Raw genomic sequence first — 26,317 nt, forward strand, 5'->3', positions numbered from 1 at the left:
TATTAAAAATTTTTAATAATCTAGAACTTTTAACTATTTTATAATAATATACTGCCCTTTATTGCTATCTATAAGTTTAATACTCTTATCCTTTAGATTATATCTATATAGTGCATTTTTTTCTTTACTATCATTAAATCCAAGAAAATATATATTATCTCCAGCAACAATTAACTTTGATTTCTCTGATATATTTTTAGGAAAATCATACACTAATCTATCAAGTTTATTATTTGTTATATCAATTGAATACAAGCTTCTTAATCCTTCGCCCTTTGTACCAATAAAATACACTACATTTCCTATTTTACATAAAGATTCTATTTCTCCAACCTCATTTGAAATAACAGATTCTTTTTTACTATCCAAATTATATATATAGCAATTTTTCTTGCCATCAATACTGCTTTGAGTATATAAAACAACTTGATCTTCAACTAAATCAATATAATCTATAAAAGCCTTAACAATTTGCTTTTCTAAAGTATATCTTCCATCTTTAATATTATAAATATATAGCCCACTTTGTCTTTTTTCTAGGTCAACACCATATAGAATTAATTGATCCTCATTAACAAATTTAACATTTTCCCCTGAAATAGCTAAATTCTCATTAAAATCAAATTCCTTAAAATTTTGTAAGTCTAAAACTTTGTATCCTATTTTATCCCCAGAATTATATCTATATAGAAGTTTAGTTCCCTTTGGACTAATAATTAATTCTTCTATATTTCCATCTACTGATATCTTATGTTCCTTAACTCCATTAGTTATTATTAAGTTTGTTCCCTTATCAGCAAACTCCCTATAAACAGCTAAACCTAATTCCTCACTATAAACTTCCATATGACCCTTAAGATCTAAATCAAGTTTTTTTAGTGAATCCCCTTCTATTTCGTAATACAAAACATCTTCCCCTGAAATTGTAGACACAATACTACAAGGAAGTTTTAAGTTTGTTCCCTTACTGTCCTCTTCATTAGACCCTTTACCGAAATTACATCCCGCAAGGGTTGTTGATAAAATAACTAATACTAATAAACTTAAAGCAGCAGCTTTCCTCATTTACTTACTTCCCTCTCTAAAATAAATATGTGCCATCACAAATAAATGACGCATTACCTATCATTTTTACTCCATCATCTTCAATATTAACTTTTAATTCTCCACCAGGAACTATTACCTTTACTTCTTTATCTACAAGACCTAATTTATTAGCAGCTATAACTGAAGCACAATTTCCTGTTCCACATGCTAAGGTTGGGCCTGCACCTCTTTCCCAAGTTCTAACTTCCATTGTATTTCTATCAATTACTTTGCAGAAGTTAACATTTGTTCCTTGAGGAAATAATTCATACTTTTCTATATCCCTACCACATTCTATAGGATATTTTTCCTCCTCAAATATAATAGTATGAGGAACACCCATAAGTAAAGATGTTATTTCAAAATTTCCATTTCCTACACTTACTTTTTTTTCTATTATTTCTTCATCACATAATGCTGGAATATTCTTTGGTTTAAAGTCTCCAAATCCCATATTTACATTGATACTTTTTACCTTATCATTCTCAATTTCTAAAAAGATTCTTTTAACTCCATCACCTGTTAAAACATCTAGCACATCTTTCTTTACTATTCCCTTCTCGTAGACATACTTAGCAAAACATCTTATTCCATTTCCGCACATAGCAGCATAAGATCCATCTGAATTTATTATTACCATTTCTATATCACAATTTTCATTCTTTCTAACTATTAAAATCCCATCTGCGCCAATTCCAAATCTTCTATGGCACATTTTTTGAGCAATTTCTCCCTCTTTACCTAAATACTCATTGTTTAAATCTTCTATAACTATAAAATCATTTCCATTTCCATGCATTTTTGAAAACTTCATATTATCACCTCAAATTACCTATTATTGATACTTTTTATTATAAGATGTATACTAACTGTAAGTTCAATCAATTTAGAAAGGAAAGAAAATCATGGCTTTAGACGGTATTTATTTATATAACTTAATAAATGAATTAAAAGATTCATTAATAAATTCTAGAATTGACAAAATAAATCAACCTGAAAAGGATGAAATAATAATAAATGTACGTGGAAAGGAAAATAAAAAACTTTTAATTTCCTCTAGTTCCAAGTACCCTAGATTACATTTTACTACAATAAGTAAGAATAATCCATTACAACCTCCTGTTTTTTGTATGGTATTAAGAAAATATTTAACAGGTGGAAGAATAATTGACATATATCAACAATCTACAGATAGAATTGTTTCAATTGATATAGCCAATAAAGATGAAATGGGTTTTGATAGTGTATATACTTTAGTAGTAGAAATAATGGCTAGACACAGTAATATTTCTCTTGTAAGAAAGAGAGATAATAAAATTATGGAATCAATAAAACATATAACAGCAAATAAAAATAGTTTTAGAGTTCTATACCCTGGTGTAAGCTATGTATTCCCTCCTGCATCTGAAAAATTAAATCCTTTTGACTTTTCAAAGGAAGATTTAAAGATAGAATTAAGCAAAAATAATAATGAATTAGATGAAAAGATCTTTTCAAAGCTACTAACTGGTGTTGGTAAAAATCTTTCTCTTGAAATGTATTCATTATTTAAATCACAATTTGGAGATTCATATGTTTTTGATGATATATTCAATTTTATATGTAATTACTTTAATAACATATTTAAAGATATACAAAATATTATATTCTACAAGAATGAAAAAATTATAGATTTTTATTTTAAAGATCTATCTATTTTAGACCATTGTACTAAAGAAATTTATGATAATAGTAGTGAACTTTTAGATGCCTTTTTTGCTAATAAGGATAAACAAGATAGATTACATGCAAAAAGTGCAGATATTCAAAGATTAGTTAATACTAATATAGACAGATGCTTAAAAAAAATTAAGGTTCTTGAAAAAACCTTAGAAGAATGTGATAAAAAAGAGGAATTTAAGATTAAAGGTGAGCTTTTAACCTCTTATATTTATAGTATTAAAAAAGGAGATAAATCTGTTGACCTTTTAAATTATTATAGTGAGGATGAAGAATACCTAACTATTTCACTTGATGAAAATAAAACACCATCTGAAAACATTCAATTTTACTTTAAAAAATATAACAAATTAAAAAAAGCTGAAGAATCTGCCCTAGAACAATTAGCTATAAATGAAGATGAGCTTAAATACTTAAATTCAGTTTCCTCAAGCATACAGGTTGCAGATAACTATGAAGACATAGATGCTATAAAAAATGAACTTATAGAAACAGGATATATAAGATTTAGAAGAAATAATAATGGTAAAAAGAAAGAAAAACAATCTAAGCCTTATCACTATGTTTCTTCTAATGGAATAGATATTTATGTTGGTAAAAATAATATCCAAAATGATTATTTAACTTTAAAGTTTGCTGACAAAAATGATACTTGGCTTCACACTAAGGATATACCTGGTTCTCACGTAATTGTTAAAAGTTCAAATATTCCTGATAAAACCTTAGAAGAAGCTGCTAACTTAGCTGTTTTCTATAGTAAAGGAAAAGGTGGCACTAAAATTCCTGTAGACTATACTTTAGTTAAAAATGTAAAGAAACCTTCTGGTTCTAAACCTGGAATGGTAATATACTCAACTAACAAGACAGTTTATATGGATTCACCAAAGGAAATAACTTTAGAAAAACTTAAGTAATAAAATAAAAGTTACAAATAGATTCTACTAACTTCTGTACTAAACTAATAATTTATACAGTTATCTTTTCATTCTATTTGTAACTTTTTATATATTATATTCTTTTTAAATTACTTCTTTAAATTATTATCTAAATATTGATAGTAGTAGCATAAAAGTCTACCATTATAAAGCTTTCTGTTTTTAGTAGCTTTTCTACCAAACTCTTTTTGGAAATCTGGACATGCTGTTAGAATATTAAAATCCCAAGTATCTAACTTCTCTTTAACTTCTCCAAAGTGTTTATTTAATTTTGAAACTATTTCTTTTTCACCTATTCTCTCACCATATGGTGGATTTGTAATCATATATCCATACTTTTTCTTAGTTGAAAAATCAAAAAAGTTTCTTTTTTCTATAGTTATACAATCAGTTAATCCTGCTTTTCTTACGTTATTTTTAGCTGTACTTAATACCCAACTATCTATATCATAACCAGTTATATCTAAAGGAATTTTCTTTATAGATTTCTCTGCTCCCTCTCTAACTTGATCCCAAATTTCCTTATCCATTGAAGGCCAAGTTTCAGAAACAAATTTTCTATGTAATCCTGGAGCTATGTTTTTAGCTATCATAGCAGCTTCTATTAATATTGTTCCTGATCCACAACATGGGTCTATAAGAGTTTGCTCTCCTCTCCACTTTGAAAGTAAAACCATAGCTGCAGCTAGTGTTTCCTTAAGGGGAGCTTGCCCTGAGTGTTCTCTATATCCTCTTTTGTGTAATCCCTCTCCTGAAGTATCTATTGTTAAGGTAACCACATCTTTTAAAAGTCCAACTTCTATTTTATAAACTGGACCATCTTCTGTGAACCAATCTTGACCATAACTTCTGCTCATACTCTTAACTACGGCTTTTTTTACTATTGACTGGCAGTCTGGAACACTAAAAAGTTTTGACTTAACAGATTTACCAACAACATGCATCTTACCATCTACAGGTATATACTTACTCCAATCAATCTCTACAGTTTTATTAAATAACTCTTCAAAGCTTTCAGCTTTAAATTCAGCCACTTTTATTAAAACTCTATCTGCAGTTCTAAGCCAAAGGTTTGTTATGGCAATATCCATTTCATCCCCTTCAAAATGAACTCTTCCGTTTTCAGTTTTTAGGTCTTCATATCCTAACTCTTTTAATTCCTTTGCAACAACAGCCTCTAAGCCAAAAGTTGCAGTGGCTATTAAATTATAATCCATAAAAATTTACTCCTTAGTTCTAATTTTCATATATTTCAACTGAATCAGTTCCATCAATCTCTTTGATTTGAACCTTTATTATTTCATCCTTTGATGTAGGAATATTCTTTCCAACATAGTCAGCTCTTATTGGTAATTCCTTGTGTCCTCTATCTACTAAAACAGCTAACTGTATAAATTCTGGTCTTCCTTGATCCATTATTGCATCAATAGCTGCTCTAGCCGTTCTACAAGTATATAAAACATCATCAACTATAATAACCTTTTTCCCTCTTATATCCACATCTATTTTAGGATCATTTAAATTCGGTGTATCACTAACATTAGTTAAATCATCTCTGTATAATGTTATGTCAACACTAGCAACAGGAATTTTAACACCTTCAAACTTTTCTATAAACTCTGAAAGTCTCTCTGCTAAAGGATATCCTCTTCTCTTAATTCCAACAAGAACTATATCCTCTACCCCTTTATTCTTTTCTATTATCTCATGTGAAAGTCTTGTAAGCGCTCTTCTTATAGCATTTTCATCTAATAAACTTGCCTTAAGATGCATATTCTAACACCCTCCTAATTTCTCTACAATTTTTTCAAAGTACTCTGGCAATTCTGAGTCAAATTCAACATATTCTCCAGTAGTAGGATGAATAAATCCTAATGTTTTAGCATGAAGAACTTGCCCCTCTTGACTTAATTTCTTTTGTTTCTTTAAGCCATAAACAGTATCTCCAAGTAATGGATGCCCTATAAAGGCCATATGAACTCTTATCTGATGTGTTCTTCCTGTTTCTAAAGTACATTTAACAAGGGAACATGAATTAAATACTTTAAGAACTTCATAATGAGTAACTGCTCTCTTTCCATCTTTAACCACAGCATACTTTAATCTATCTCTATGGTGTCTTCCTAAAGGTGCATCAATTGTGCCACCTTCTTTTTTAAATCTTCCCTCAACAATAGCATAGTATTCTCTCTTTATGCTATGATCTTTAAATTGTTCTGCTAGTTTTTGATGAGCATTATCATTTTTTGCAACAACTAATATTCCAGAAGTATCTTTATCTATTCTGTGTACTATTCCAGGTCTTATAACCCCGTTTATTCCTGATAAATCATCACAATGATGTAATAATGCATTAACTAAAGTTCCAGTATAATTTCCCGGTGCAGGATGAACTACCATTCCCTTTGGTTTATTAACTACTATTACATCTTCATCTTCATAAACTATATTTAATGGGATATCCTCAGCTTCAACTTTTAATTCCTCTGGTTCTGGTATTTCTACCTCAACGCAATCTCCAACTGAAAGCTTATATTTTCCCTTTTCTGCTTTTCCATTAATTAAAATTTTTCCATCATCAAAAAGCCCTTGAATAAAGTTTCTTGAAACTCCATCTATTTTAAGAGCTAAAAATTTATCTGCTCTTATTCCTTTTTCTTCTTCAGTTATTTTTATTACTTCTTTACTTAAACTCATAGTTTATTTGCTCCATTCTAAAGTAAATATTTAAAGCTATATCTTAAATATTATATAATAAAATATTAAATTTCAACAATTAATTAAACAAAAAGAAAAATCTCACCTTAATCAAAGTGAGATTTTTTAATAGCTCTTTACTCTTCAGCAAAGAAACTTTTAATTTCATTTACATCATCAAAATGTGTTTCCACTTCATAGATGTCTTTAAGCTCAGTTTTTTCTTCTTTCTCTTCTTCAAAATCAATCTGTATGCCTTGTGGTTCTTCTGTTTCAGTTTGATCCTCTGGCTTAGTTATGTTAAAATTCTTAATAAAATCTTTCTCTAAATCATCAAAAGTATCTATTTGGAAGTTCATAAAGCTTCTAAACTTAGCTCTAAACTTTGTAAACTCTTGTTTAACTCTGTCATACTCATCATTGATTTGTATAACATCATTGTGAGCCTTATCTAATATTCTTTGAGCTGTGTCATTAGCACTCTTGATTATTACATCGGCTTCCTTTTGAGCATTAGCTTTTGCTTGCTCAGCTGTATTTTGAGCTAATAATAAAGTATTTTGAATTGTATTCTCAATTTTACTATAATGCTCTATCTTATCGTTAGAATTTTCAAGTTTCTCTTTTAAAGCAGTGTTTTCTTTAAAAAGAATCTCATATTCTTCGACTATTTGGTCTAAGAATTCATCTACTTCCTCTGGACAATAACCTCTTAAAACCCTTTTGAACTCCTTGTTGTTAATATCCATTGGGGTTAATTTCATATAATCACACTCCTATGTATACTTAAATACTGTCAATTTTAATCTACCACTCTTCGTTGTCCCAAAAATATTACTTATTTTAAACTTTCCAATACCTCTTATGGTAAGTCTTGAATCTTCTGAAACTTCTTTGCTTTTATCTTTTGTTATTCTATAGTCTAGAAGAACACTTCCTGAATTTATAGCATCTAAAGCTTTACTTCTTGATATGTTCCCCAAGGCTGCAACTATACAATCTAACCTTTTAGAAGTTACTATTATATTTTTTTCTTCATAGCTAGGTTTAGGTATTTCATCTAAATCATAAATTATTTCACATTTACAATTAAGATTTCTTATTTTATTTAAATTATTAATTAAAAAGTCAATTATACTATGATGAACAGCAACATAGCATCCATCATCTCTTAAAATTAAATCACCTATTTTATTTCTATTTATGCCTAAAGCCATAATAGATCCTAAATAGTCCTTGTGCTCTAATTTTGAAAATTTAGTATTGCATTGAATCCTTAAAAGACTTATTGGAAACAAATCATATTCTTCCTTATTAAAGGCTATTACTCTTCTTTCTCCATCCTCAAAAAATCCAAAACTTTCAACATTTACATCAAATAAATTCATTTCTTGAAGAGTGCTCCATACATCTGGAGTATAAAACTCATCAGTAAATACTGAAATATTTTTTGTCCTAGCTAAATTAAATCTCTCAAAGAGTTTTAACGCTTCAAACTCTTCTAAATTTAATAAATTTATAAAATCTTTTTTATTCATATTATTTTGAAGCCCAGTTGAACATTCCTTTGTTGCTTAATTCACTCTTTAATTCATTGCTTACTTCAACATTTGAAGGTGATACTATAAATACTCCTTTTTCAACTTCTTGAAGTTCTCCACATAATGCATAACAAGCTCCACCAACAAAGTCTATTAATCTTTGAGCTGTTCTAAGCTCTAATGAAGTTGTGTTTATAACAACAATCTTTCTATTTTTTAATGCAGTACATATTTCAGTTGCATCATCATAAACTAATGGTTTAGTTATCATTAATTTAGCTGTGTTAGCTGTATGAATATTTACAACCTTACCATTTTTCTTAGAAGATAATACTGGAGCAAATGATTCTTCTTCCTCCATTACCTCTTCTTCTTCCATTACTTCATCTTCATCTTCGAATTCATCAAACCCTAAAAAACTTTTCATTTTACTAACTACTTTTGACATACACATATCCTCCTAATTTTATTTATATAATCTTTTGCCAAAAATTCCTTGGCCAATTCTAACCATATTGCTGCCTTCTTCAATAGCAATCTCATAATCACCTGACATTCCCATTGAAAGTATATCCATTTTTATATTCTTAAACTTTTTCTCTTTTAATTCACAAAAAAGCTTATGAGTTTTGCTAAAGTACTTTCTACATTCTTCTTCTGTTCCCTTTGGAATTATAGTCATAATACCTAAAACATTAACATTGTTACAAGCTTCTATAGCTTCTATAAGTTCATCTAACTCTTCTTCCAAGATACCATACTTTTGTTCTTCTCTTCCTATGTTAACTTGAATTAAAGTATTGGCAATTTTATTATGTTTACCATATACCTTTTCTATTTCTTTTAATAATTTAATACTATCTAATGATTGTATAAGATGAACTTTATCAACTATATACTTCACCTTATTAGTTTGAAGATGTCCTATTAAATGCCATTCTACATCTTGGTGAAACTCATCAAATTTTCTTATTATTTCTTGAACCTTATTTTCACCAAATTTTCTAATACCAAATTCATAGGCCTCTTCCATTTCTTCAATAGTTCTTGTTTTAGATACAGCAATAAGTTGAACGTTACTTGGAATTTTTTCTGTAAATTTTGTTAAATTTTCTTTTATATCCACTTTTACTGTCTCCTTTAATTATATATTACATTATATTCTTCTTTATAGGAATAGAAAATCCTTCTTTTTTGTACAAATTTTTTACAAAACATAGTTCTTTTACTTTGTATTAGGTTCCATATACTTAGAATTCATATCACTTATATATGCTGGCATAGTTATGTCGTCACTCTTAGTTATTTGAACCTTTATTCCTCTATTCATAAGAGTTTTAATATAACTTCCGTCTCTCATAATTTGATTCTCCATTTTTTCTGGATCACCTATAACATTAACATAAAAAGGAGCTGGTATTTTAACTCCATTCATTCGTAAAAACTGTCCTCCACAATATATCTCTGTATTATATATTATTCTTTGGTTATTTATAGATATTGCCTCTGCGCCTGCAGCTTTAAGTTCATTTATAACTTTTATCATATCATCATCATGAATAGTTCTTAAAAGTCTCATGAAATCATCAACTACTTCTCCACTAAAAGCTTCTCCACCATCCTCTAAAACTATTTTTAAACCTGGTCCTTTAGCCTCTTCTAATCCAGAAAGCATTAAATTATTATTTAACTCTTCTATCATATCCTTTGAAATTTTATTGCTATCCTCATCATTCTTTGAATAATTATTTATCTTCTTTTGTAGTTCTCTATTATTTTCCTTTAACTTTGATATTTCATTATAAAGATTGTTACGTTTATTATATGCCTCTTGATATTCTTTAGCATTTAACACCTTTGTAGTTTCTATTCCATCAAAACTTATATTCATAGATATTAAAAGTCCAACTATAACGGAAGCTGTAAATATAAAAATAGTAAATTCTCTATTTTTCAAAGCATCACCTCTTTATCGTTCTTTGCTTTTATCTAACAATATCCTTCTTATAGCTGCAAAGTTATTAAATATTCTACTACCAAATACTATTACAGCTGCAAAATATAGTGGTATCCCAAGTTTATCACCTAGATATGCTAGTAAAGCTGCTAAAGCTGCATTTCCAAAGAATCCTGATATAAAAACATCAGCTTGAAATTCTTTCTTTAAACTAGCCTTTATAGCTCCAAAAACAGAATCTAAGCATGCAACTATGGCTATAGATAAATATGGGGAAAACTTATCTGGTATGCTTCCTGGAAATATAACTCCTATTATTATACCTACTAAAAGCCCAATAAATACTATCATTCAATCACCTTCCTAATCAACCTTTTTTAAATATTCAGAAGATAGGTTTTGAGTAGTCTTAGGTATTGTAATTGAATCTTTCTTCTCATATTTATAATCATAATTACCTCCTAATACTCCATAGTCCATTTCCCCTGGGAAATCAATTCCTTTTATTAAGTTATCTTGATTACCAATAACCTTTATTGTTAGCTTCTCCTTTGGAGAAATTCTTTCATTATTTCCTATCCATATAAAGTTGCTAGCATTCTTTATTCCTGTCTGAGGAGTTATTCTAATATCATTAACTGCAATAGCTTCTGCACCTGAGAAAGCTAATAAGTTTAATATATGAATTATCTCCTTTTCACTTATATATTCAGGATCCTTTGAAGTAAGCAATGGAGATTTAGGTGTTATGGATAAAATTATTCCTGGCCCCTTAACCTCTTCAGTTCCTAAAATCATTCTTGTTTTATCTAATTGCTCTTTTATTTTATTATTTACATCCCCTTTAGATGCTGCTGCATCCTCCATTTCTTTAAGCCTCTTATTTAAAGAATCATTATTCTTTTGAAGCTCTTCTTTCTCCTTCTTAAGACCGTCTATCTCTGCCATTATGTCATTTTGGTTATAATTTTCTATTATATTTTTCTCTTTATTATTTATAATTTTAAATTGGTAGGTTAATAAAAACCCTAACAAAGCACAAACTATACCTATAATAATTTGTGAAGACAACTTCTTCAAAAAGCACTCCTCCTTACTTTTCTTTATATATTACAGGATTCCCATTAAAGCTTATGTTTATATATCCCTTTTCAAAATTTCCTGCTGGATCATTTAATATATTAACCATCTTAGTTAACTTATCACTTAATTTATCTGAATTTCCTAAAAGTATTTGAACCTCGCCCTTATTTATAACAATATTATTAAGGTTAGATATATCTACAGAGTTTACTTTTATTTTACTTTTATTTAAAGCTTCTCCAATCTCTTTTAAAACCTCAACTTTATCCTTATCTGTACTCATAGGTTCCCCTAAGAATCTGTTTTCTACAGTTAATCCAGTTACTGTAGGCAATTGTAGCCCTTCTTCTGAATTTTTCTTCTCCATTATGACTAAATTTTCATTTAAAACATAAAAATCAGTACCCTCATTAACAATAAATGTAGCATTTCTTTCAACTACATTTATACTTAATTGATCTGGAAGCTTTCTTGATATTTTAACGCTTTTTACATATGGATTACTTAATATTTTTTTCTTAAGAGCAGAAGTATTAAGCAAGAATATATTTTGATTTAAAATATCATTTTCTCCTATTACACTCTCTTTAGTTATAACATTATTATTATTAACATTAACCTTTTTTATATTAAAATAAGGTGTCTTAATTAAAATTAATCCTAATATAACAATAAGTATTATACTAACTAAGATAATTTTTTTTCTTGTCTTTTTTCTTTTCTTTTTTTGTATATATTCATTTATGTTCGTACTCATATTACTCCTTATTTCTTTATTTTGCATTTCAATAACAATAATATCATTTTACTAGATTTTTTTCATTAAGTTTTTAAGAAAATATTACTAATAGTAAAAAATTACTATTAAAATTATGAATACAATTTAATAAAAAATAAAGGCGTATAAAACGCCTTTAATCAATCTTTTTATTTCTTTGTCTTGATATATTAAGAAGAATTCCCATAGCCATTAAGTTAAATACAAGTGCAGTTCCTCCATAACTTATAAATGGAAGTGGAACTCCTGTAACTGGCATTGAACCTGTTACAACGGCAATATTAATTATGGCTTGTAATCCTATAATAGAAGTAATTCCTACTGCTAATAAAGTTCCATATTCGTCTTTAGCACTCATTGCTATTTTTATTCCTCTATAAACAAATATTACAAATAATAATATTACTACTGTACACCCTATTAACCCTAACTCTTCTCCTATTATTGCGAATATAAAGTCATTATGTGGCTCTGGCATGTATAGAGTTTTTTGTCTTGATTGTCCTATTCCAAGTCCAGTAACTCCTCCTGCTCCTAAAGCATAAAAGGATTGTATAAGCTGATATCCATCACCAGCTGGATCTTTCCAAGGATTAATAAAGTTTAAAAGTCTTCTTCTTCTATAATCCTCAAATAAAGTAAAGAATGAACCTGCAAATAAAATTATTGGAGTTATTACTCCAAACATAAATCTTTTTCTTGCACCTGCAACAAAAACCATTATAAATGTAACAAAGCCAGTTACAGCTGCTATACTAAGGTTTTTCTGAGCAAGTATAAGAGCTGCAAATCCTCCCCCTATTACGAAACAAGGAACTATTCCCTTCCAAAACTCCTTAATCTTCTCACCTTTATTGGTAATCATATGAGCTAAGATTATAACTACCGCATATTTTGCAAGTTCTGATGGTTGGAAAGAAAGTGGACCTAACTTTATCCATCTTTGTGCTCCCTTGGTTGCTGGGAATGCATAAACAGCAACCAATAATATAGGAGTTATAATAAGTAGTATTCCTGTTAATTTTTTAAGTTTATGATAATCACATCTTGATATAAATATCATAGCTATGAAACCAACTACTGCAAATAAAGCCTGCTTTTTCAAAAAAGCTGTACTATCATTATAGTTAACCATAGCAAAATATGAACTGGCACTATAAACCATGACCACCCCAATAGCTAATAAAATAACTATTGTATATAAAAGTCCATAATCCAATGGGTTAATATTACTCTTTTTAGTAGTCTTTTTTTTCTTCATTTAAAAACCTCCTATTTTAGGAATTTTCTAAAGTGAAGCAAAAGCAATGAAGCAAAATACTACTGTTATTATAGAAAATACAGAAACTATCTTTGTCTCACTCCAACCTAGTTGCTCAAAATGGTGATGTATAGGAGCCATTTTAAATATTCTCTTACCTGTAAGCTTGAATGAAGCAACTTGTAATATAACTGAAAGTGTTTCTATTACGTAGATAATTCCTATTAACACTAGTATTAAAGGCATTTTTAGTATTAATGCCACCATTGCTACAGCTCCTCCTAAAGCAAGAGAACCTGTATCTCCCATAAATACTCTAGCTGGGAATGCATTAAATCTTAAGAAGGCAAGTAATGCACCTGCTAAAGCAACACAGAATATTGCTAAACTTATGTGTCCTAAATTATAACTAATTATCCCTAAAAATGTAGTTACTAAAACAGTAACTGATGTAGCTAATCCATCTAATCCATCTGTTAAGTTTACCGCATTTGTTACCCCTGCAAAGTAGAACATTACAAAAGGTATATAGAATAATCCGAAGTTAATTTGCCCATTTAAAAATGGTATATTAATGCTAGTTCCTATATATTTATAAGCATACCAAGTTAAAAATCCTGATACGATTAATAATAAAATCATTTTTTGTCCTGATGTTAATCCTTCATTTTTCTTCTTGATTATCTTTAGTAAGTCATCTAAAAATCCTACAAAACCAAATCCTACGAAAGAATATAAAGCTATCATAGCCTCATCTGTTGGATTTCCAACCATAATAAACATTGTTATAATAGTTGCAAAAATAAATATTAATCCACCTATAGTTGGAGTTCCTGCTTTTTTTAAGTGACTCTTTGGTCCCTCTTGTCTTATATTTTGTCCAAATTTAAGTTTATGTAGTAGTGGAATTATAATAGGTCCTAATATTGATGCTACTATAAAACTTATTACTATTGCCATTACTATCTTTGGATCTATCATTGACTTTAAAATTTCCATAAAATTCTGCTACTTAAACTATTAAGCAGCTTCACCTCCTTAGTTCCATTTACTTTTCTAATAATGCTTTAGTTATTTCTTCAAATTTTAAACTTCTAGATGCCTTAACTAATATAATATCTCCATCACATATAATGTTAAGTAAATCTTTTATTAGTTCTTCTTTATTTTCATATACAGTGCATCCTTCTCCATATCCTTCTTTAATATTTTCTGAGAAGTCACCAAAACAAAGTACTTTTTCTATTCCATTTTCCTTTGCATATTTACCTATTTCCTCATGAGCTTCCTCTGATTTATGTCCTAGTTCTCTCATTGTTCCTAAAACTGCTATTCTTCTCTTTCCTTCTATGTTTTTCATAACATCTATAGCTGATTTAACAGCTACTGGACTTGAATTATAGCAATCATTTAAAATTGAAAATCCATCTTTTTTTATAAGCTCTAATCTCATTGAAGTAGCTTCAATATTTTTTAATCCCCTTTTCATTTCTTCAAAGGAAACACCTAATTCTTTTGCTATAGCAATTCCTAACATTAGATTGCTTATATTATGTTCTCCTGGCATATCTAAAGAAAACTCTTCTTCTTTTTCTCCATCATAAACTGTAAATTTAGATGAAAGTTCTTCTAAAGCTATATTTTTAGCTCCTATCTTAAAATTTTCTCCAACTCCAGTTTTAACTATTTTATATTCAGCCTCAGGTAAGGCTCCTAAAAAGTCATCATTTCCACAAACAACAAGGGTATTGTTTTTATCAAAGAAAGTTGCTATTTCCATCTTAGCTTTTAATATGTTTTCTCTAGTTTTTAATATTTCTATGTGAGAAATACCTATATTAGTTATAATACCTAAATCAGGTGATGCTATTTCTGCAAGCTCTTTAATTTGTCCAAGACCTCTCATTCCCATTTCTAAAATAGCCACATCATATGTGCTATCTAATTCTAATATCATTAGAGGTAATCCTATTTCGTTATTAAAGTTTCCCTTTGTTTTAAAAACCTTATATTTATAACTTAAAACAGCAGCCACTAAATCCTTAGTAGAAGTCTTTCCCGCTGAACCAGTAATACCAACAACCTTTAATCCTAATTTTTCTCTATAAAACTTAGCTAAATCCATTAAGGCTCTTCCAGTATTTTGAACCTTAATTAAAGCCACATCCTCTTTTAACTCATTTAAGTCACATTTAACTTCATCAACTATAGCAATTTTAGCACCTTTATTAAATGCATCTAAAACATAGTTATTTCCATTAAAATTTTCACCTTTTAAGGCAATAAACATAGTTCCTTCTTCAATTTTTCTTGTATCTGTTGATACAGCCTTTATTTCTTTTACATCAGCTTCTTTTAATAAAGCTCCCTTAGTAGCTTTTACAATCTCTTGTAAATTTAACTCTAGCATTTTTTAACACCTCTACTTGCCTTCTAAAATATCATATACAACTTCTCTTTCATCAAAGTGTATTGTTTCATCCTTTAGTATTTGATATGTTTCATGTCCTTTACCAGCTATAACAATAACATCTCCCTCTAAAGCCATATTCATTGCTTTTCTTATAGCTTCTTTTCTATTAACTTCAATAACAAAGTTATCATAATTAAGTGGTTTTACTATGTCATTAATTATATCCATAGGCTCCTCACTTCTTGGATTATCTGAAGTAATTATTGCAATATCTGATAATTCACATCCTATTTTACCCATTTGAGGACGCTTAACCTTATCTCTATCTCCTCCACAACCAAATACAGAAATCATTCTATTTTTAGTAAAGGCCTTTACTGTACTTAAAATATTTTCTAATCCATCTGGTGTGTGTGCATAATCTATTATTATGCTATAAGGTAAATTTTTCTCCTTTGCTACTAACTCACATCTTCCTGGTATAACCACATCACTTAATCCTTCTTTAATTTTATCCATTGGAATATTTAAGTTATATGCACATATTATACAACCTAATGAGTTATATATATTATATTCTCCAGGAATGTTTATAGAAAATTCTTCTATACTTTCTAAATTCACCTTAAATTCTGAACCATTTGAGTGACTTTTAATCTCAAAAGCCTTAAAGTCTGACTCTTTTTCAATTGAAAAAGCAGAAACCTTAGTCTTTAATCCTCTTTCTTCTATATCCTTAACTATATTAGCTCCATATGGATCATCTAAGTTTATGATACTATGATTACTTCTTTCAAAAAGCTTAAATTTAGCATTATAATAGTTTTCAAAGGTTTTATGAAAATCTAAATGATCTCTAGTTAAATTAGTGAAAATTCCTTCTTCAAATTGAATTCCATATACTCTATCTAACTCTAGAGAGTGGGATGAAACTTCCATAACGCAATATTCTACTCCAGCATCAACCATATTTTTAAATAGCTCATGAAGTTCGTAAGATTCTGGTGTAGTTCTTACTGCGTCTACTTTTTTATTTCCTATATAGTTTGCTATGGTTCCTATTAAACCTGTCATAAATCCTGCCTTTTCTAAGATAGATTTAATAATAAAAGCAGAAGTGGTTTTACCGTTAGTTCCTGTTATTCCTATTATTTTAAGTTTATCCTTTGGATTTCCAAAATAATTTGAAGACATTATTGCTAAGGCTTTTCTAGTGTCTCTAACCTTTATTATTGTTATGTCTTCTTGAACACTTACATCTTCTTGAACTATTAATGTCTTAGCTCCTTTTTTAATAGCATCACCAATAAAGGAATGTCCATCTACTTTAAAGCCTTTTACACAAACAAAGGCATCCCCTTGTTCTATTTTTCTGTTATCATATCTTATATTTTGTACTTTTGACTCTTCATTACCTTTTATAACTTCATAATCTAAGCCCTTTAATAAACTTTTAAGAATCATTTTTCTCACTCCTTAAATACTATGCAATAAACAAGCGTTAAATTCACAAAATACTAGCATGTGAAATTACTCACATGCTAGTTTTTAACTATCATTATTTCTTATCTAATTTAAATTCTATTGATGTACCACTTTTAACTACATCACCTTGAGCTACACTTTGTTCCTTAATAACTCCCTCTCCTGCAAAAGTACCCTTTAAGCCAATTTTGTTTAAAATTTCCTTTGCTTTTTCCATGGAAAGTCCATTAAAATCTGGTACTACAACATCTTTATTATAATTTGAAGTAGTTTTAGTGTAAAGTTTAATTTCATCTCCCTCTTTGATTGTATATCCCGGCTTAGGATTCATATCAACTACAGAATTCCCACCATCTTCTACAGAATATTTTATATTATCTTTATCTAAAATAGCTTTAGCCTTATCTAAACTCATACCTCTAACTTCTGGCAGAATCTCTTCTTTTGATTTATTTTTGTCTATCTTTGAACTATCTAATTCCATATAGTTAAATATATCACTAAATAAATCATGAGCTAATGGTGCCGCTACTAATCCTCCAAAGTATTCCCCCTTTGGATTATCTACAGATATTAAAACTGAAACTTGTGGATCATTATATGGAGCAAATCCAGCAAAGGACGCTACATACCCTGCACCATATCCTCCACTAGCCTTAACCTTTTCAGCTGTACCAGTTTTACCTGCAATTCCATATCCCTCTATATAAGCTCTCTTAGGAGATCCAAAATGAACAGTTTTTTCTAGAGCCTCTGAAACTCTCATAGCTGTTTTTTGATCTATTATATTATCAATCTTTTTAGGTACAAAAGTTTTATCCACTACTCTTGCTCCACTTGTATCTTCATGGCTTATTTCCTTCATTATATGAGGTTGTATCCATGTTCCTCCATTAGCAATTGTGTTCATAGCTGCCATCATTTGAACTGAACTAGCACTATCTGTTTGACCAAATGATATGGTTGCAAGTTCTACTGGACCTATTTTATCATTTGGCAATACTATACCTGTTGTTTCTCCAGGTAAATCTATTCCTGTCTGCTTACCAAATCCAAACTTTTCTATATATTCATTTAATTTTTCTTTTCCAAGTTTTTGACCTATGTCCATAAACCCAACGTTACAAGAGTTTTCTAATATCTGGTCAAAAGTTTCAGTTCCATGCCCATCTGGCTTCCAACATTTTATATAAGTTCCAGATACATTTTTTCCACCTGGACAAAAATATGTTTCATTTCCACCTGCTATCCCTTCTTGTACGGCAGCTGAAGATGTTACCATTTTAAATATAGATCCTGGCTCAAATGAATTTGATACGGCATCATTTTTCCACATATTTTCCATCTTTTCAGTTTTATCTTTACCAGGGAAATTTTCATACCCTTTATAAGGTTCATTAGGATTATAATCTGGTTTATTAGCCATAGCTAATATTTCTCCATTTTTAGGATTCATAACTATTATACTAACCCCATCTGCTTTATATTCTTTTTTTCCTTCTTCTGCAACTTTTTCTGCAAAATATTGTATAGTTTCATCAACGGTTAGTGTGACATCTTTACCATCCACAGGCTTTGCAAATTCAGAATTTGAATAAGGTATTCCACTACTATTTCTTGCAACTTCTGATATTCTCATTCCTGGTAAACCTGATAACTCCACATTATATTCACGCTCTATACCACCTTGACCTATACCATCTGCATCAACTCTTCCTAATACTTGAGCTAAGAAATTATTATCTGGGTAATATCTCTTTGTATCCTGTGAAACTATTACTCCTCTTATCTTTAAATTCTTAGCACTATCAGCTTTATCTTTTTCTATCTTTCTAATTAAAGTAACAGAAGTAGCTGGCAATCCTGATGGTAAAGTGCTATTTATCTTATCATATACCTCTTCTTTAGGCATATCTAAAACAGTACCTAGCTCCCCTGCAATTTTATTAAGCTTTTCTTTTTTTGTATCATCTGTATCATCTTTAGTAAATGTATCTTCTCTTAAAGTTTTAAGATCTAAATCCACTCTATAAACATTAGCGCTAACAGCTAATTGAGCTCCATTTCTATCTAGTATTTCTCCTCTTTTAGCACCTATCTTTATTTCATTTTTCCATTGTTCTTCTGCCATTGAACCATATTCTTTATGCTTAAAAATCATTACGTATGATAATCTTAAGGTTAATACTCCTAGTAATCCCCATACTACTATCATGGTCCAATATGTTCTTCCAAATCTAAGCGATTTTGTTATTTTATAATCTTTAAATCCTTTGTTTTTCTTCTTTTTCACCCTTAGCCCTCCGTAGTAAGTTAAATAAACTGAGTTCCCTCTTTGAAATTCACTTTATGAAACTTTAAAGTTCTACTAAATTTATCATATTATCTAATTAAAATTAAATTTATAAAATTGTAGCCCTTATAAAAAATTATGGATGTACTCTTAAAATAATAATAAAAGTACATCCTAATTTATTCCCCTATTGCTTACCTTCAGTAGCTTGGCTTTCGCCTAACTTAATCATATTTTCCTTAGTTGGTAATATCATTTTTAATTTATTTTTAGCAGTTTCCTCTATTTTGTCTAAAGAACTTGCCTTTAATATTTGAACCTTCAAAGCTTCATTTTCCGTTATAACAGAATTTATTTCTTTATTTAATGAGTCCAATTGTTGCTGAGTTTTATAAACTTTTACATCTCTACTTATTGTTATCCCACCAACAACTAATATTAGAAGTACTATTTGATATACACTTTTTTTTATTTTTTTATCTTTTTGCTTTTTTCTTCTTTGTTGTTCGATTTTTTTCTTTTTCTTGTCATAGGTTTCTTTACTTGGTATAGTTTGTTCTTTTCTCTGTGGTTTAAGCGCTGAACTACCATTATAATCAAACTCTTTTACAATCATCTACAATCCCTCTCCAATTATTTTTATTCCCCTTACTTAAAAATCTAATAAAGCTATCTAAATATATCATCTTATAATTTTTCTATTATTCTTAACTTAGCACTTCTACTTCTTGGATTAAATTCTAGCTCTTCCTTGCTAGCTTCAATAGGTTTTCTGCTTATAAGCTTAACTTCTGGTTTTCTATTACAAACACATACAGGAAACTCACTTGGACATGTGCATGGATTAGCCAATTCTTTAAATGTATTTTTAACAATTCTATCTTCTAATGAGTGGAATGTTATTATTGCCATTCTTCCACCTTTATTAAGTTTCTTAACTCCATCTAAAATAGTCTTACTTATAATTTCAAGTTCCTTGTTAACTTCTATTCTTATAGCTTGGAATGTTCTTTTAGCTGGATGTGGTCCTTCTCTTCTAGCCTTTGCTGGAATTGCGGCTTTAATTATCTCAACTAATTCCAAAGTAGTTTCTATATTTTTCTCTTCTCTATTTTTAACTATGAAACTCGCTATTCTTTTAGCAAATTTTTCTTCTCCATATTCTTTGATTATTCTATATAATTCCTCTTCTGAATATGTATTAACTATTTCATATGCTGAGAATTCATTTTCTCTATTCATTCTCATATCTAAAGGAGCATCTTGCATATAACTAAATCCTCTTTCTCCATTATCTAATTGATAAGAAGAAACTCCTAAGTCCATAAGGATACCATCTACTCCATCTATGCCTAAATCTGTTAATACATCATATATAGCATAGAAATTACTATGAACATATGTAACATTTTTATAGTCTTTCAATCTTTCTCCAGCAGCTTTTAAAGCATCTTTGTCTTGATCGAATCCTATTAATCTACCATCACTTGATAGTCTTTTTACTATTTCACTTGAATGACCTGCACCACCTAATGTGCAGTCTACATATATACCATCTTCTTTTATATTTAAAGCATTTATGCACTCATCTAGCAAAACCGAAACGTGTTTAAATTCCATATAAATACTCCTTAAATTTTTAATTACTTATCATCATTTGATTTTCTCAATCATATTATATACTGTATAATATAGCTTAATAGCTTTAATTTATCATGCTTAATTTTATTAATAAACATTTTTAAACGTATTTATTATAAACATTATGTAAATTATTATGCCTCTTACTAATTTACACTACAATACAATGCTATTGCAACCATTTTCCCATTATATATTATATTTTATTATACATTATTCTATAAAAAATTAAAAATTCCTTTCAATATTCAGGATTTATAAGTTTATATAATTAAAATATTCTTAGAAAAAAATTTGACATTATACTTATTTTGATGTAAAATTTTAAAATATTATGGGAATAGATAGGGGCTGGTGTCTCTACAGGTCTTCAAAACCTAGTTATGGTGCTAATACCATCATGGGTGGGTTCGATTCCCACATATTCCCGCCATAAAGAAAAAGAGCTATCTGAAGAAAACTTCAAATAGCTCTTTTTTTGTCTAAAAATACTGTTTAAATTTGATGATAATTTTTTTCTTTTATATTATACGTTGAATCTGAAGTTAACTATATCTCCATCTTTCATTACGTATTCTTTACCTTCTAATCTGTAAACACCTTTTTCTTTAGCAGCTGCTTCTGAACCACATTCTACTAAATCATCATAAGAAACAACCTCAGCTCTTATGAATCCTCTTTCTATATCAGAGTGAATTTTACCTGCTGCTTGTGGAGCTTTAGTTCCTTGTTTTATTGTCCAAGCTCTAACTTCTTGTACCCCTGCAGTTAAGTAACTCATTAATCCTAATAATTTGTAACTTGCTTGTATAAGTTTATCAAGACCTGATTCTTCTAATCCATACTCAGATAACATTTCAGCTTTTTCTTCTTCATCTAATCCTGATAATTCCTCTTCAAGTTTAGCGCAAACAACCATGATTCCTGAATTCTCAGTTTCAGCATATGCTCTAACTTTTTGAACATATTCATTATCTAAGTTTCCTTCCATCATATCATCTTCTGATATGTTACAAGCATATAAAACTGGTTTTGAAGTTATTAAGAATAAGCTTTTTACGAAAGCTTCTTCATCTTCAGTAGCTTCTAAAGTTCTAGCTGGTTTATTTGCTTCTAAGTGAGCTTTTAATCTTTCCATTACATCATACTCAAACTTAGCAGTTTTATCACCTGATCTTACTAACTTCATAGTCTTTTCCATTCTTCTTTCAAGAACATCTAAGTCTGCAAAGATAAGTTCTAAGTTTATAGTTTCTATATCTCTTATTGGATCTACAGAACCTTCTACGTGAACAACATTCTCATCGTCAAAGCATCTTACAACATGAACGATAGCTGCAACTTCTCTTATGTGTGATAAGAATTTATTTCCTAATCCTTCACCTTTACTAGCACCTTTAACTAATCCTGCTATATCATAAAACTCTATTGCAGTATATACTTTTTTCTTTGTATTATATATTTTTTCTAAAACATCTAATCTCTTATCTGGTACACTTACAACACCTACGTTTGGTTCTATTGTACAGAAAGGATAGTTTGCTGATTCAGCTCCTGCTTTTGTAATAGCATTGAATAATGTACTTTTACCAACATTTGGTAATCCAACCATTCCTAATTTCATCTATGTACACGTCCCTTTCTTATATTTAATTTCATACTTAATGATTATACTCTAGCTTAATATATATTTCAACAACTGTATTATGTTTCCTAATTATCCACTTAAAAATACAAATTAATCCTAATATATAACACATACTAAATTTGAGGTGATATTTTATGATTAAGAAAGTTTTTTCATTATTATTTTCAATAATGATGATTCTATCTATTACTTTAAACACAAAAGTAAGTGCAAAAGAATTTAATAGCCCTTGTACAAAAGAATTTAACTGGTATTATTCTTTTAGTAAAGAGGAAGGTGTTCCTCATGGGCCAAAAGAAACTCCTTATATAAGCAATCATAAAGTTGTATATTGTGGAGACACATCAAAGAAAGAAATTTTTCTTACTTTTGATGAAGGATATGAAAATGGTAATACAGCAAAAATACTTGATATATTAAAAGAAAATCAAGTTCCTGCTGCCTTCTTTGTAACAAGACCATATATAAAAGACTATCCAGACCTTATAAAAAGAATGGATGAAGAGGGCCATCTTGTATGTAATCACACTTCTCATCATCCATCTATGGCTAAAATACTTGATAAAGAAAAATTTACAAAGGAATTTACTGAAGTTGAAGAGGAATACTCTAAAGTTACTGGAAAAGAAATGCCTAAATTCTTTAGACCTCCAATGGGTAAATACAGTGAACAATCCTTAGCTTACACTGAAGAACTTGGTTATACCTCTGTTTTTTGGAGTTTTGCTTATAAAGATTGGTTAGTTGATGAGCAACCTTCTAAAGAAGCTGCTAAGAAAAAAATATTAGATAAAGTTCATAATGGTGAAATAGCTCTGCTTCATGCCGTATCAGATACTAATACTGCTATTTTAGATGAAATTTTAAAAGAGTTAAAATCTAATGGTTATGAATTTAAATCCTTAAATGATTTAACTCCTAAAAAAGAATAATACTAAATCAATTATGGGGCCCATATCAAAATAACTTTTATAAAACTTACAAATTGTATGAAGAGAATCTCTAAATTTAGCTTAATCTATTAATTCTCGAAATATGTTTATAAGTTTTTTATTACATTTTGATATAGACCCCTTATTATTTATCTAATAATTTTTATTCTATTTTTACTTAATTTTGAAGAAAACCACTTTCTTTTAAAATCTCTTCTTTTAATTTATTGCTTTCATTTCTTATATGTAAAATTTCTTCTTTTACACTATTAACTAAGTTTTTATCTTTTAAAAATCCTAAGTTTATTTCTACATTAACTATGGAACTATCTATACAAGCACTAAGCATTATAGCACTTACTACAGCATCTGAAATTAAATTTTTATTTCCATACTTAGAAGCAAATTTTACATTATCAAAAAACTTTAAGGCTTTTCTGCTTAATTCTAATGGAACCATCATTGCCCCTAAAGTACATTCATCTATTTTTTCACTTCTTAAGCTTTTCTCTTCACAAGTTTCCTTAGGTAACTTATAGCAATCCATTAACGCAGTAAAAGCTTCCTCATCTTTGTTCATGAAATCTAACATTTCATTATAAGATTTTTTTGCATTTTCAAGATTTTCATCTAATTTCTTTTTATTTTCTTCACTTAATGCTTCGTAAGCTTTTTTACCAACAGTTAAGCTATAAACCATTGATGTTAATGCAACTCCTACTGCTCCAACAATCCCTGCTGCTGCCCCACCACCAGGTGCTGATGAACTTGAACCTAAATCTTCTATAAAGTCTTTAATCTTTTCGTTTTTCATTGTGTACCCCTCCGTCATGTCTTATTGCCTATTTTAATTTTAGTATATTATTTAGCTTCTTACCTATACTACTCCATTCATATTCTTCATTTGCCTTAAATTTCTTACCTGAATCTATTAAATCCCTACATTTATTTAAGTCATCTATTATAGCCTCATAATTATTTTCACTAACTATACACTTTTCTTTATTAAGTGCAACATTCTTAATAGGATCATTTTCATCTCCTAATATAACCATAATAAGATTCTTTGTTCCTAAATAGTCATATATTTTAGCAGGTATTTGCTTAGAATTTTTGTTTCCTAAAACAAGAAGAACATCTCCATGTATCATGTATCTTAAAGCTTCCTTATAGTCAATTCTTCCATTAACACTAACATTAGAAAACTTTTTTAATTCTTCTTTAATATTTTCATCATCTATGTTTCCAAAAAATATTATGTTTAATCTATTAAATAGCTCCTGATCTCTTTTCTCTAATTCTTTTAAAGCTTTTATAAAAGGTTTTAAATCCCTAATTTTACTGAAAATTTCTCCAGCATAAATTAAGTTTATCTTATTATCCTTTAAAAGTTCTGGCTTTTCTGCCCTTTCAATTTCTTCATATATGGCTTTATTGTACCCCCTAGTTACGATAAACATTTTATCTTCTTTTACATTATATTTTTCCATAAAATCTTTTTTATTCTCTTCAGTTACAAAGATATGTCTATCCCCATTTAATACTACTGATTTTTCTTGTCTACCTTCTATGAATTTTCTTATAAAGCCAATATCCTCTCTTGAGGGATCCTTAAGCCAAGGATCACTCCAATATAAAACCCAAGGAATCTCCTTAAAGTGCTTTTTTATTCTTAAAGCACAAAGGTGACTAGATGGTGGCTCATGCATAGAAAATATAACATCAAACTTTTCTTTATTCATAAGTTCTATGCCATACTTTGAAGCTTTAAAACTCCAGTTATAATACATATCAGGAAAAATTATTTTATTTTTAATTTTTCTCATAAGCTTAATTTTACCACTAGATTTCGTGTTAGAAGACTTCTCATCTTCCTTAACCTCTATAGATTTTTTTGGCATAATCTTATTAAATAATTTTCCACCTTCAATAGCATGAACCTTTACTTTACTATCTAAAAGCTTTAATATTTCCTCATCATAGTAGATAGAGTTTTTAGGAAAGTCTACAGTTAAAAGATGCACATCATTATTCTCTATATTACATAAATTATTTAAGTACATAAGAGTTTCAATTGATGCTGAATTATTTATCATAGGAGAATAACAAGCTATAAATAAAATTTTCATTATCTTTTACCTCTTTCCTTAAGTGATAAAACTAAGAACTTTGGTATGCTACCTAATCTTTTTATTCTCCAAGGCTCTTTAGCTACTCTATAAAGCCACTCCATACCTATGTTAATCATAAATTGTGGTGCTCTATTTACATTTCCAGCAAACACATCAAAACTTCCACCAACACCCATAAAAATCTTACAACAAAGTTTATCCTTATATTTTTCTATAAAGACTTCTTGTCTAGGCGCTCCCATGGCAACAAAAAGTATATCAGCCTTGCTTTCATTAATTTTTTCTATTAAATCATCACAATTGTCTAAATCAAAAAAGCCATTATTACTTCCAACTATATTAATTCCATCATAGCTTTCTTTTATTTTTTCCTTGCATTTAATTAGTGTCTCTTCCTTAGCTCCTAATAAAAACACTTTTAAATTCTTATCTCTAGCTTCCTCTAAAAGCATATTCATAACTTCAATTCCAGCTATTTTTTCTGTAATATCTATTCCATTAATCTTAGCTGCAAGCAAAGTTCCTACTCCATCTGGAATTATTAAAGCATCCTCTTTAGTAAAGCTATTTCTTAAAAATTCATTCTTTATACCATTATATAAAACCTCTGGATTTCCAGATATTATGTTAACTCTTTTTTTATTTTCAATCTCTTTTAAAAGTTCCTCTTTATTATCTGAAAATATTTTATATCCTAATAACTCCTTATACATATT

The 26,317-nt window shown here is 29.0% G+C and carries 26 protein-coding genes and 1 tRNA gene; 3 read left to right on the forward strand and 24 right to left on the reverse strand.

The annotated features are described in order from the left end of the window. Positions 1-33: 33 nt before the first annotated feature. Together CPF_RS10210 and dapF are read right to left on the reverse strand one after the other, a co-directional pair. The gene (locus CPF_RS10210; RefSeq protein ID WP_003458660.1) at positions 34-1,065 is read right to left on the reverse strand and encodes a DPP IV N-terminal domain-containing protein; all 1,032 of its coding nucleotides are present in this window, start codon (positions 1,063-1,065) and stop codon (positions 34-36) included. A gap of 16 nt (positions 1,066-1,081) precedes the next feature. Continuing rightward, a complete protein-coding gene (gene dapF / locus CPF_RS10215) occupies positions 1,082-1,900 on the reverse strand; it encodes a diaminopimelate epimerase (protein ID WP_003458678.1) in 819 nt (272 codons plus the stop codon). A 91-nt stretch (positions 1,901-1,991) separates the two neighbouring features. On the opposite strand from dapF, the gene CPF_RS10220 reads away from it, so the two are divergent. Beyond that, positions 1,992-3,719, forward strand: a complete 1,728-nt coding sequence (locus CPF_RS10220; protein ID WP_011590967.1) for an Rqc2 family fibronectin-binding protein — start codon at positions 1,992-1,994, stop codon at positions 3,717-3,719. A gap of 110 nt (positions 3,720-3,829) precedes the next feature. On the opposite strand, the gene CPF_RS10225 is transcribed toward CPF_RS10220, so the two are convergent. From CPF_RS10225 to rsmH, 18 genes are all read right to left on the reverse strand, one after another. After that, complete coding sequence (locus CPF_RS10225; protein WP_003451545.1) at positions 3,830-4,957, reverse strand: THUMP domain-containing class I SAM-dependent RNA methyltransferase; 1,128 nt, start codon at positions 4,955-4,957, stop codon at positions 3,830-3,832. Between the two features lie 19 nt (positions 4,958-4,976). Then, complete coding sequence (pyrR, locus tag CPF_RS10230; RefSeq protein ID WP_003451681.1) at positions 4,977-5,513, reverse strand: bifunctional pyr operon transcriptional regulator/uracil phosphoribosyltransferase PyrR; 537 nt, start codon at positions 5,511-5,513, stop codon at positions 4,977-4,979. Between the two features lie 3 nt (positions 5,514-5,516). After that, the gene (locus tag CPF_RS10235; protein ID WP_003458700.1) at positions 5,517-6,437 is read right to left on the reverse strand and encodes an RluA family pseudouridine synthase; all 921 of its coding nucleotides are present in this window, start codon (positions 6,435-6,437) and stop codon (positions 5,517-5,519) included. Between the two features lie 137 nt (positions 6,438-6,574). Then, positions 6,575-7,201 carry a DivIVA domain-containing protein gene (locus CPF_RS10240; RefSeq protein WP_003451394.1) on the reverse strand — a complete coding sequence of 209 codons (627 nt, stop codon included), beginning with the start codon at positions 7,199-7,201 and terminating at the stop codon, positions 6,575-6,577. 12 nt (positions 7,202-7,213) lie between these two features. After that, positions 7,214-7,975 (reverse strand): RNA-binding protein, encoded by a 762-nt coding sequence (locus tag CPF_RS10245; protein ID WP_003475151.1) that lies wholly within the window; start codon positions 7,973-7,975, stop codon positions 7,214-7,216. Position 7,976: 1 nt separating this feature from the next. Beyond that, positions 7,977-8,426, reverse strand: a complete 450-nt coding sequence (locus tag CPF_RS10250; protein ID WP_003451474.1) for a cell division protein SepF — start codon at positions 8,424-8,426, stop codon at positions 7,977-7,979. A gap of 18 nt (positions 8,427-8,444) precedes the next feature. Then, positions 8,445-9,104: a YggS family pyridoxal phosphate-dependent enzyme gene (locus CPF_RS10255; RefSeq protein WP_003458739.1), complete on the reverse strand. Its 660-nt coding sequence runs from the start codon at positions 9,102-9,104 to the stop codon at positions 8,445-8,447. A 99-nt stretch (positions 9,105-9,203) separates the two neighbouring features. Further along, entirely contained in the window at positions 9,204-9,935 is a 732-nt protein-coding gene (locus CPF_RS10260) for a DUF881 domain-containing protein (RefSeq protein WP_003458728.1), read from the reverse strand. A gap of 12 nt (positions 9,936-9,947) precedes the next feature. After that, the gene (locus CPF_RS10265) at positions 9,948-10,286 is read right to left on the reverse strand and encodes a small basic family protein (RefSeq protein WP_003451069.1); all 339 of its coding nucleotides are present in this window, start codon (positions 10,284-10,286) and stop codon (positions 9,948-9,950) included. A gap of 12 nt (positions 10,287-10,298) precedes the next feature. Next, positions 10,299-11,015, reverse strand: a complete 717-nt coding sequence (locus CPF_RS10270) for a DUF881 domain-containing protein (RefSeq protein WP_003451626.1) — start codon at positions 11,013-11,015, stop codon at positions 10,299-10,301. A gap of 13 nt (positions 11,016-11,028) precedes the next feature. Next, the gene (locus CPF_RS10275; protein ID WP_003458747.1) at positions 11,029-11,775 is read right to left on the reverse strand and encodes a cell division protein FtsQ/DivIB; all 747 of its coding nucleotides are present in this window, start codon (positions 11,773-11,775) and stop codon (positions 11,029-11,031) included. A gap of 157 nt (positions 11,776-11,932) precedes the next feature. Next, positions 11,933-13,057: a stage V sporulation protein E gene (gene spoVE / locus CPF_RS10280; RefSeq protein ID WP_003451300.1), complete on the reverse strand. Its 1,125-nt coding sequence runs from the start codon at positions 13,055-13,057 to the stop codon at positions 11,933-11,935. A 27-nt stretch (positions 13,058-13,084) separates the two neighbouring features. Continuing rightward, positions 13,085-14,056, reverse strand: coding sequence for a phospho-N-acetylmuramoyl-pentapeptide-transferase (gene mraY, locus CPF_RS10285; RefSeq protein WP_003458662.1), 972 nt, complete (start codon positions 14,054-14,056; stop codon positions 13,085-13,087). A 49-nt stretch (positions 14,057-14,105) separates the two neighbouring features. Beyond that, positions 14,106-15,467: a UDP-N-acetylmuramoyl-tripeptide--D-alanyl-D-alanine ligase gene (gene murF, locus CPF_RS10290; RefSeq protein WP_011590968.1), complete on the reverse strand. Its 1,362-nt coding sequence runs from the start codon at positions 15,465-15,467 to the stop codon at positions 14,106-14,108. Between the two features lie 12 nt (positions 15,468-15,479). After that, positions 15,480-16,934: a UDP-N-acetylmuramoyl-L-alanyl-D-glutamate--2,6-diaminopimelate ligase gene (locus CPF_RS10295; RefSeq protein WP_011590969.1), complete on the reverse strand. Its 1,455-nt coding sequence runs from the start codon at positions 16,932-16,934 to the stop codon at positions 15,480-15,482. Between the two features lie 94 nt (positions 16,935-17,028). Then, on the reverse strand, positions 17,029-19,248 hold the full coding sequence (locus tag CPF_RS10300; protein ID WP_011590970.1) for a stage V sporulation protein D: 2,220 nt from the start codon (positions 19,246-19,248) through the stop codon (positions 17,029-17,031). A gap of 187 nt (positions 19,249-19,435) precedes the next feature. Further along, positions 19,436-19,864, reverse strand: coding sequence for a septum formation initiator family protein (locus CPF_RS10305; RefSeq protein ID WP_003458745.1), 429 nt, complete (start codon positions 19,862-19,864; stop codon positions 19,436-19,438). A gap of 71 nt (positions 19,865-19,935) precedes the next feature. Further along, positions 19,936-20,868 (reverse strand): 16S rRNA (cytosine(1402)-N(4))-methyltransferase RsmH, encoded by a 933-nt coding sequence (gene rsmH / locus CPF_RS10310; RefSeq protein WP_003451137.1) that lies wholly within the window; start codon positions 20,866-20,868, stop codon positions 19,936-19,938. Between the two features lie 357 nt (positions 20,869-21,225). Here rsmH and CPF_RS14865 point away from each other — a divergent pair. After that, positions 21,226-21,322: transfer RNA gene (locus CPF_RS14865), tRNA-Sec, on the forward strand. A gap of 93 nt (positions 21,323-21,415) precedes the next feature. Here CPF_RS14865 and ychF read toward each other — a convergent pair. Then, positions 21,416-22,513 carry a redox-regulated ATPase YchF gene (ychF, locus tag CPF_RS10315; RefSeq protein ID WP_003451384.1) on the reverse strand — a complete coding sequence of 366 codons (1,098 nt, stop codon included), beginning with the start codon at positions 22,511-22,513 and terminating at the stop codon, positions 21,416-21,418. A gap of 158 nt (positions 22,514-22,671) precedes the next feature. Between ychF and pdaA the strand changes: the two genes are divergently transcribed. Further along, positions 22,672-23,469, forward strand: a complete 798-nt coding sequence (gene pdaA, locus CPF_RS10320; protein WP_011590971.1) for a delta-lactam-biosynthetic de-N-acetylase — start codon at positions 22,672-22,674, stop codon at positions 23,467-23,469. Between the two features lie 178 nt (positions 23,470-23,647). Here the strand turns inward: pdaA and CPF_RS10325 are convergent, their stop codons facing one another. The 3 genes from CPF_RS10325 to CPF_RS10335 are packed head-to-tail and all read right to left on the reverse strand — an operon-like array spanning position 23,648 to position 26,314. Then, positions 23,648-24,283, reverse strand: a complete 636-nt coding sequence (locus CPF_RS10325; protein ID WP_011590972.1) for a cyclodeaminase/cyclohydrolase family protein — start codon at positions 24,281-24,283, stop codon at positions 23,648-23,650. A gap of 28 nt (positions 24,284-24,311) precedes the next feature. Beyond that, positions 24,312-25,598, reverse strand: coding sequence for a glycosyltransferase (locus CPF_RS10330; RefSeq protein ID WP_011590973.1), 1,287 nt, complete (start codon positions 25,596-25,598; stop codon positions 24,312-24,314). Beyond that, positions 25,598-26,314, reverse strand: a complete 717-nt coding sequence (locus CPF_RS10335) for a WecB/TagA/CpsF family glycosyltransferase (protein WP_003481897.1) — start codon at positions 26,312-26,314, stop codon at positions 25,598-25,600. Before CPF_RS10335 ends, CPF_RS10330 begins: the two co-directional genes overlap by 1 nt. Between the last annotated feature and the right edge of the window lie 3 nt (positions 26,315-26,317).

It is taken from the genome of Clostridium perfringens ATCC 13124, assembly GCF_000013285.1.
Taxonomy (GTDB): domain Bacteria; phylum Bacillota; class Clostridia; order Clostridiales; family Clostridiaceae; genus Sarcina; species Sarcina perfringens.